The organism is Deinococcus aquatilis DSM 23025, assembly GCF_000378445.1.
GTDB classification, from domain to species: Bacteria; Deinococcota; Deinococci; order Deinococcales; family Deinococcaceae; genus Deinococcus; species Deinococcus aquatilis.
Genome location: NZ_KB899777.1, coordinates 1 through 7,677 on the forward strand (window position 1 = coordinate 1; position 7,677 = coordinate 7,677).

A 7,677-nucleotide genomic window follows, 5' to 3' on the forward strand; every position below is an offset into this window, starting at 1 on the left:
TAGGTGAGGACGATGACCTCATCTGCGAGGGCGGCGCGTCGCTTCAAGGTGCTGGTGTAATTCCCATCAAGAATCCAGGTTTCTGCAGCGATCAACTGTTCGACCCGTTGCTCCCACTCTGCTGTTGGAGGCCGCATCCACCCAGGCTGCCAGTACGCATCATCCAAGTGAATGAGCGGCAGACCTGTCTTGGCAGCCAATTGCTTAGAAAAGGTGCTCTTCCCGGCACCAGGACTGCCGATCACAAGGATGCGCTTCATGGCAGCAACGTTACCAAGAACATGTTCTGACGTTCCCACTGGCGCAGAACGTGCGGATGCACTGGAGTGTTAATACACTCCTATAACGGGCCATAAGTCTGTTGTCACGCGTTTTCACTCTGCTTGTCAACCCCTATTCGCGGTGAATAGTTACCAACACCAGGATATTTTTGAATACACCTGGAGCCGTTTCCTCTTTTATTTGCAGGTTCTTTGGGTGTTCAAGCAATATATAATACAATCGCCACAGTATCCAGATTCAACCAATGTCTTCAGGCAGCAGCCAGCATAAATATTCACTTAACGTCAACAGATCTAATCGGCCCTCTCAGCTTCCATGCTGAGGAATGTTCCGGTTGAAGCTCGTTGCTGCGCTGCCCCTTCTGCTGGGTGTGGCTGCTGGATTGCCTGCCAGTGTCACCCTCGACAACATCCGGCATGAGCCGCAAGGCCCGGACAACTGCGCCCCGGTGACGGCATTGACGGTGCTGGGTTATTACGGCACCCGCATTACGCAGGGGCAGGCGGCGCAGGCCATGAAAGATTCGCCCCGTGATCCGCAGGTGACGAGTCTGGAACTTGCGGCCTATCTGGGCAGCTTTGGCCTGCGCAGCATGATCCGCTCGGCAGGCACGCCCGAATTGCTGCGAACCTTACTGGCGGCGGGTGTGCCGGTGGTCCTGCAACAGCGCCTGCAAGCGGGCAGCAATGTGGCGCATTTCCGCACCGTCTACGGATATCAGGGCGGGCGGTTTCTGACCAGTGACCCGCTGCTGGGAGCGAAACTGTGGCTCACCGAGGCGGAACTGGTCAATCTGTGGCACTTCTACAATGGGGAATACCTGGTGGCCTATCCGCCCGCCAAAGAAGGGGCCGTGTATGCCGCACTGGGCGGTAATGTCCGGGCCGCCACCAACTGGCAACGCCTGAAGACCATCTCCGAGCAGAATGTGAAGGCGCGGCCCAGCGATCCCTACAACTGGTGGGGTCTCGGCAAGGCCAATTTGCGACTGGGAAACATCAAGGCCGCTGCCGCCAACTTCGACCGGGCCGTGGCCCTGGGGGTGCCCAGCCTGTATTACCTGTACCGTCAGGAGGCATTTGAGGCCTGGACGCAGGCAGGGCAGCACAGCAAGACGCTCAAGTACGTGCAGCTTGGGCTGAGGCACGACCAGAACAGCAAAGAACTCCTGCGCTTCCGCAGCCTGGCGCAAAAGGCGCTTGAGCGTACCTCATCCGGCTAGGAAGGTCGAAGTAAATCTTGAGATGAACTGGGCAAAATGACCGGCGAAGCTGGAGACATTGCACTGGGAATAGCCTCCTACGATGCAAGCCGCAAAGCGGTTTCGGCGGTATCCGGCGAGACGAAATACGTCCGTTACATAGACGTCATATCCCGTCACCATCAGAAGTTACGGCTTGCGACTCCGTGTCTGCAATCCCTCTGAGGGCGAGGGCAGACCATGACTCTGGATCTCTGATTCTTGTGAACTCTATTACTATCAAGATTTGTTGACAATTATCAACTTTACTTCTAGCATTAAGGACGACTTTAGAATTGTTCTATAGACGCTTGCTGCTCAGCCAGCGCCGATCAGGAGAAGCATGCAAAAAATCCACCCCCGTCCTCTTATGCAGCGCAATCGGTGGTTCGATCTGGACGGCACCTGGGCCTTTGCCCTCGATTCCGGCGCAGTTCATATCCATCCCAGTACGGTGGACTTCGACCGCCAGATCACGGTGCCCTATCCGCCCGAAAGTGTGGCGAGCGGCATCCATCTGCAGGTGCATGGGCGGGCTGTCTGGTACAGGCGCACGGTGGATTGTGCAGGCGTGTGGGCCGGAGCCGAGGCAGGCGAGCGCACGCTGCTGCACTTCGGGGCCGTGGATTACTGTGCCACTGTCTGGATCAATGGGCAGGAAGTCACGCAGCACAGCGGCGGCCACACCTCTTTTTCGGTGGATATCAGCGCCTTTGCCGCCGCGCCCTTCGAGTTGACGGTCCGGGCCGAAGATGATCCGCTGGCTCTCGATCAACCGCGCGGCAAACAGGACTGGCTGGCCGAGCCACATTCGATCTGGTATCCGCGGACCACTGGCATCTGGCAGACGGTGTGGCTGGAACGCGTGCCTGCTTCCGCCGTGCAGAGCCTTGAATTTGAGCCTGACCTGAATACCTGGGGCGTGCATGTGCGCCTTCAGGTGGCTGGGTTCCGGCCCGGAATGAAGGCGAGGGTGGTGCTGAAGGTGGCGAGCGCTGTGCTCAACGGCACCGAGCTGGAAGAGGTGTTGGCCGACGACGTGTACACCCTCTCCAGCCCCGAACTGCACCGGGTCATTCCATTGCTCGACGGCGGCATCGACAGCCACCGCAACGGCCTGTTGTGGAGTCCGGAACACCCTCAGCTGATCGACACCACCGTGGAGCTGTTGCACGGCGGTGAAGCCCTTGATCAGGTGACGGGTTATACCGCTCTGCGCTCGGTGACCATCGAGCAGGGCCGCTTTCTGCTCAACGGTTCGCCGTACCCGCTGCGGCTGGTGCTGGATCAGGGCTACTGGCCCGAATCGCTGATGACGGCCACCGCCGAGCAGCACCGTACCGACGTCGAATTGACGCGTCGGCTGGGCTTCAATGGCGTTCGCAAGCACCAGAAACTGGAAGACCCCCGCTACCTGTACTGGGCCGACCGCCTCGGGCTGCTGGTCTGGGCCGAAATGCCCAGTGCCTACCGCCTCAGCGACCGCAGCATTCACGCCATCACCAAAGAGTGGCTGGAGGCCGTGCAGCGCGACCGGGGCCACCCCTGCATCGTGGCGTGGGTGCCGTTCAACGAGTCCTGGGGGGTACCCGACCTGACCCGCCGTGCCCGCTCACGTACCTTCGTGCGGGCGCTGTACAACCTGACCCGTACGCTTGACCCCACCCGCCCCGTGATCGGCAACGACGGCTGGGAAAACGACGCCACCGACATCCTGACCATTCACGATTACACCCCCGATTCGGAAGTGATTCTGGAACGCTACGGCTCGCGCGAGCGCATTCGCGAGACCCTGCTGCACGTCCGGCCTGGTGGCCGCAACCTGCTGCTCGATCCTGCGCTGGCCGATCAGAATCTGCCGGTGATGCTCACCGAGTTTGGCGGCATCGCGTATATCACCGATGCCAAACGGGGCTGGGGCTACAGCAACGCCTACGACGACGAGGCCTTCACGGCTCACTATGAGGCGCTGCTGGGGGCCGTTCACGAATGCGCCCACATCGCAGGGTTTTGCTACACGCAATTGACCGATACTTTCCAGGAAAAGAACGGTCTGCTGGACGAGTACCGCCGTCCCAAGGGTGACGCGGCGCGGTTGATGCTGGCGACACGCGGCCCCCGCGACGCCCGTACCGTCGATGAAACCCTGATTCCTGATCCCTTTGGCTACAGCCCGGAGTGGCAGGCCAAGCAACTGGTGTACTCGGTGCCTATAGAGACGGATTCAGAGCAGCCTTGATCCAGCAGTGCCTTGTGTTGGAAAGAGGCCAGTCTAGAGCAGTGACTTGGCTCTGCGGGTACTTCCTGCCCCTCTCCTCTTGTGAGAGGGGTCTTTTCGGAGCAAGGAGTGGGGGTCTCTTCAACACTATGCTGTAAATTGTTCTGAACCCCGCACAGACTGAATACATCCAGCAGCGTGGCCGGATGCGGCAATCTGGTGCAGCAGCTCAGTGCATCCGGCCTGTGTTCGCCTCTGCCCCGCCCCATTTTCTGAGGACTGAACCCATGACACAGACTCCTGAATCCTCTGTGACCCAGATGCCCTGGGGCCACACTTCCGCAGGCGAAGTCGTGACGCTCTACACGCTTCACAACGCCGACATCAGAGTGCGGATCATGAATTACGGCGGCGTCATCGTGGGTGTAGACGCGCCTGACCGTCATGGCAATCTGGCCGATATCACGCTGGGCCACGATGAACTGCTGCCCTACCTGAGCCGCGAGACCTCGCCGTATTTCGGGGCGTTGATCGGGCGTTACGGCAACCGGATCGCACGCGGAAAGTTTGAACTGGACGGCACAGCCTACACGCTGGCCTGCAACAACGGCCCCAATTCGCTGCATGGCGGGCCACATGGTTTTGATCAGCAACTCTGGCAGGCCGAACCCGGCACGACTCCAGCAGGGGTCAGCCTGACGCTTACCCGGGTCAGCGAGGACGGCGAGGAAGGCTATCCAGGCCGCCTGACCGCCACCCTGACCTACACCCTGACGCCCGACAATACCCTCAGAATCGATTACGCGGCCCAGACCGACCGGGCCACCATCGTCAATCTGACCAACCATACCTACTGGAATCTGGGTGGCGCGACCCATGATGCACTTGATCACCTGTTGACTGTGCAGGCCGACGCCTATACGCCCACCGACGAAACACAGATTCCGACGGGCGAGCTGGTCGATGTGACAGGTACGCCCTTCGATCTGCGTCGGCCTATGCGGTTGGGCGAGGTGCTGGCCGTACCGAACGAGCAACTGGAGCGGGCCGGCGGCCTGGATCACAATTTTGTTCTGAGCACGGCACCCCATGAAAGCGTCGGCAATCTCCGGGCTGCCGCCACGTTGTCTGATCCTGCTTCGGGCCGTTGCCTCAGCGTCCTGACCACCGAACCCGGCATTCAGGTCTATTCAGGCAACTTTCTGGACGGCAGCATTCAGGGGAAAGGTGGGCAGAGGTACGGCCACCGCTGGTCGGTCTGCCTGGAAACCCAGCATTTTCCCGACAGCCCCAACCACCCGCATTTCCCGTCCACGCGCCTCGAACCGGGTCAGACATATCAATCCACCACGATCTACGCCTTTTCGGTCGATACGGCCCTGCCAGTCGGAACAGCTGAGTAAACGTAGGTCTTCTGCTGGCCGGACGCACCTGTTACCTCTCCGAGAGCGTCCAACAGGCTCACCGTGATATTGCAAATACTGTGTTGCGCTTGGCTTGTCAAGCGTGAGTAGTGGTAGTCCGTTGACTCATGGAACGGGTGCAAGCTAGGGAATGATATTGCAAGGCCTTCAATTTCGCAGGCTTTGGACGCCGAGCAGCACGCTCAGCGTGCCACTGTGCAGTGGTCGCCCAGTACGCCAGGCCACCACTCCGTGTCGCAGCGTTGCGTCGGACCTCACGCGAAATCGTGGATGCCGCCCGCCCCAGTTGGCGGGCAATCTCACGGATGCCGAGGTGTTGCGCCCTTGAGAGTGCGATCTCTTCGCGCTCTGCAAACGACAAACAGCGCCCAGAAAGGGGGGGTTGACCGTGGGCCTAACGTTGTTGGTGGCATGCCGCCCGCCTCCCGGAACCAGCGCGCCCCGATGGCTGGCGAGATTCCTGCGCCCGTCGCAGCACGTTCACTCGACCCCCCTGCGGCGATCAACGCCCAGAATTGCTGCTGGTCTTCTCGCCGTGCCGCTCTTGGCCGTCCTGGTGAGTGCAGTTTACTCCGTCCAGATCGATCTGACTGTCGTTTGATTGGCTTCATCACAACCCCCTCAGTTGAGGTGTTGCGACCACCACTTGAATCCACCTTGAATTCCCTGATCCGAGTGATGCAACAAACCTTGTCTAGGACGCCGGCTCTGCTGTGCCATATTCAGCGCAGCGACGACCAACTCGGTCTGCAGGGTGGCCCGCATCGCCCAGCCCACGATTTTGCGAGAGAACAGATCCATCACCACAGCGAGGTACATCCAGCCCTCAGTCACAGGTAAATAGGTGATATCCGTCACCCATTTCTGATTGGGCTGGTCGGCAACACAGCCGCGATTCAGTAGATTTTCAGCCACTGGGTGATGGTGTTTTGAGTTGGTGGTCGCGCGAAATTTCCGCTTGCAGCGCACCTTCAGCCCTGCCCCCTTCATCAGCCGGGTGATCCGTGCTCGGCTCACTTGTTTTCCTTCGTCCATCAGTGCAGCTTGGACACTAGGGGCACCGTAGGTGCCCCGACTCACCTGATGAATAGTTCGAATGGTCTCGGTCAGAGCGACGTCTTCCACCTGAGAGCAGTTTTTGGGCTTTCTCCACCACGCAAAATAGCCACTGACCCCGACACCGAGCGTCTTGCACAGCCGCTCAATGCTGTACTCATGACGATGCTGCTCAATCAACCCGTCAATGAGTGGTCTTTGGCGAAGAAGGCCAGTGCTTTTTTTGTGTGTTGGGCCAGATCCGTCATACTCCGGATGGTCAGGTCTATCCCAGGTCAACAAGCCAGTGCTTTTTTCCAGCCTGCCAAGGCTGCATCCTAAATCTGGCCGACCTGGGTTCTTTCTCTGCAACGCTGAACCCTATCCGAGGCCGAAGAGCCTGTACCACAAGAACAGTGCCGAGAAAGACTGTGCCTGACATGCTTTGCCTACCTCAGGAGGTGCAGCATGTTGGTGCTTGGCATGGACGCTCGGAAAACGAGAGTTGTTCGTTCAGCTGCAGGACGCCACAGGACGTTCGCTCGGTGAGCGCGGCCCTGTGGCCAACACGCCTGCAGAGCTTCACGTGGTGATGGAGGCCACCAATGTGTACTGGGAGCGTTGTGCACACTATTTTCAATCTTTAGGCTGTGTCGTGAGTGTGGTCAACCCAGCACAAATCAAGTATTTTGCGCGTTCCGCCCTGTGCCGGGGGAAAACCGACGCGATGGATGCGGAGCTGATCGCGCGGTACGGCGTGGTGGTGCACCCAGGCCGCTGGACGCCGCCCAGCACTGCTTTGAGCGACTTGAAGCAGCTCACTCGAGAACCTCGCGCAAGCCATGCTGAAGCGGGCCTTTGAAGGCGGCGTGCACGCCGCTTGGGTCACCGGCGACGCGGTGTATTCGGCCTCCGCTCTCCGGACGTTCCTCGAATAGCGTCAGCAGCCGTATGTCTTGGCAGTGGCGTCGAATGGTCATGTGTGGACTTGGGACCAGAGCGGTCCCAAACCAGGTGGCCGACGTCGCCAGGCAATTCCAGCCAGATCAGTGGCAGACGTGAAGTGCCGGTTCCGGGAGCAAAGGAGACCGCCTCTTTGAGTGGGCTTGGGTCAGTGTCACCCAGTTGATGGGTCCCGCCGTGTCGGCGGGACTCGGGCCGATCCTGCCACCTGGATTCGAGCGTTGGGTGCTCGTCCGTCGCTCGCTCAAAGACCCCACAGACCTCGCGTACTACCTGGCTTTCGCACCCTCCAGCACGACCTTGTCAAAGGTCGTGTAGGCCGCTGGATCACGCTGGGCCATAGAAGTGGCCTTTGAAATGGCCAAGGGTGAGGTGGGTTGGATCACTATGAAGTGCGCTCATGGGTGGGCTGGTACCGACATATCACCCTCTCCATGTTGGCCCACGCCTTCCTCTCCGTGGTCACCGCCCACGAAAAAAAGGGGGGTCAGTTAACGACCCTGAGCTGATTCCAT

Annotated in this window: 6 protein-coding genes and 2 pseudogenes; 5 read left to right on the forward strand and 3 right to left on the reverse strand. The window is 59.7% G+C overall.

Annotated features, from left to right (window positions below; genetic code table 11):
- Positions 1 to 260 (reverse strand): P-loop NTPase family protein (locus F561_RS0123755; RefSeq protein WP_019012462.1); only part of this gene is annotated, 260 nt, incomplete at its 3' end.
- Between the two features lie 347 nt (positions 261 to 607).
- On the opposite strand from F561_RS0123755, the gene F561_RS0123760 reads away from it, so the two are divergent.
- The 3 genes from F561_RS0123760 (at position 608) to F561_RS26775 (ending at position 5,143) form a co-directional block, all read left to right on the forward strand.
- Positions 608 to 1,504, forward strand: coding sequence for a C39 family peptidase (locus tag F561_RS0123760; protein ID WP_019012463.1), 897 nt, complete (start codon positions 608 to 610; stop codon positions 1,502 to 1,504).
- 361 nt (positions 1,505 to 1,865) lie between these two features.
- Positions 1,866 to 3,761, forward strand: a complete 1,896-nt coding sequence (locus F561_RS26770; RefSeq protein WP_040381897.1) for a glycoside hydrolase family 2 protein — start codon at positions 1,866 to 1,868, stop codon at positions 3,759 to 3,761.
- Between the two features lie 266 nt (positions 3,762 to 4,027).
- Complete coding sequence (locus F561_RS26775) at positions 4,028 to 5,143, forward strand: aldose epimerase family protein (protein WP_019012465.1); 1,116 nt, start codon at positions 4,028 to 4,030, stop codon at positions 5,141 to 5,143.
- Positions 5,144 to 5,312: 169 nt separating this feature from the next.
- Here F561_RS26775 and F561_RS30240 read toward each other — a convergent pair.
- Positions 5,313 to 5,775: pseudogene (locus tag F561_RS30240) on the reverse strand (helix-turn-helix domain-containing protein); the annotation flags it as partial.
- Between the two features lie 10 nt (positions 5,776 to 5,785).
- The gene (locus F561_RS26780; RefSeq protein ID WP_169389575.1) at positions 5,786 to 6,502 is read right to left on the reverse strand and encodes an IS3 family transposase; all 717 of its coding nucleotides are present in this window, start codon (positions 6,500 to 6,502) and stop codon (positions 5,786 to 5,788) included.
- 289 nt (positions 6,503 to 6,791) lie between these two features.
- Between F561_RS26780 and F561_RS0123780 the strand changes: the two genes are divergently transcribed.
- Together F561_RS0123780 and F561_RS28415 are read left to right on the forward strand one after the other, a co-directional pair.
- Positions 6,792 to 7,061, forward strand: coding sequence for an IS110 family transposase (locus tag F561_RS0123780; RefSeq protein ID WP_245556628.1), 270 nt, complete (start codon positions 6,792 to 6,794; stop codon positions 7,059 to 7,061).
- Positions 7,030 to 7,671, forward strand: a pseudogene (locus F561_RS28415) (IS701 family transposase); the annotation flags it as partial. The gene F561_RS0123780 and the pseudogene F561_RS28415, both read left to right, overlap by 32 nt.
- Positions 7,672 to 7,677: the final 6 nt, after the last annotated feature.

What these genes read in the sequence shown, in the direction of transcription:
- F561_RS0123780 (WP_245556628.1), top strand. Translation starts at nt 6,792, where the DNA reads ATGGAGGCCACCAATGTGTACTGGGAGCGTTGTGCACACTATTTTCAA.
- F561_RS26770 (WP_040381897.1), top strand. Translation starts at nt 1,866, where the DNA reads ATGCAAAAAATCCACCCCCGTCCTCTTATGCAGCGCAATCGGTGGTTC.
- F561_RS0123760 (WP_019012463.1), top strand. Translation starts at nt 608, where the DNA reads ATGTTCCGGTTGAAGCTCGTTGCTGCGCTGCCCCTTCTGCTGGGTGTG.
- F561_RS26775 (WP_019012465.1), top strand. Translation starts at nt 4,028, where the DNA reads ATGACACAGACTCCTGAATCCTCTGTGACCCAGATGCCCTGGGGCCAC.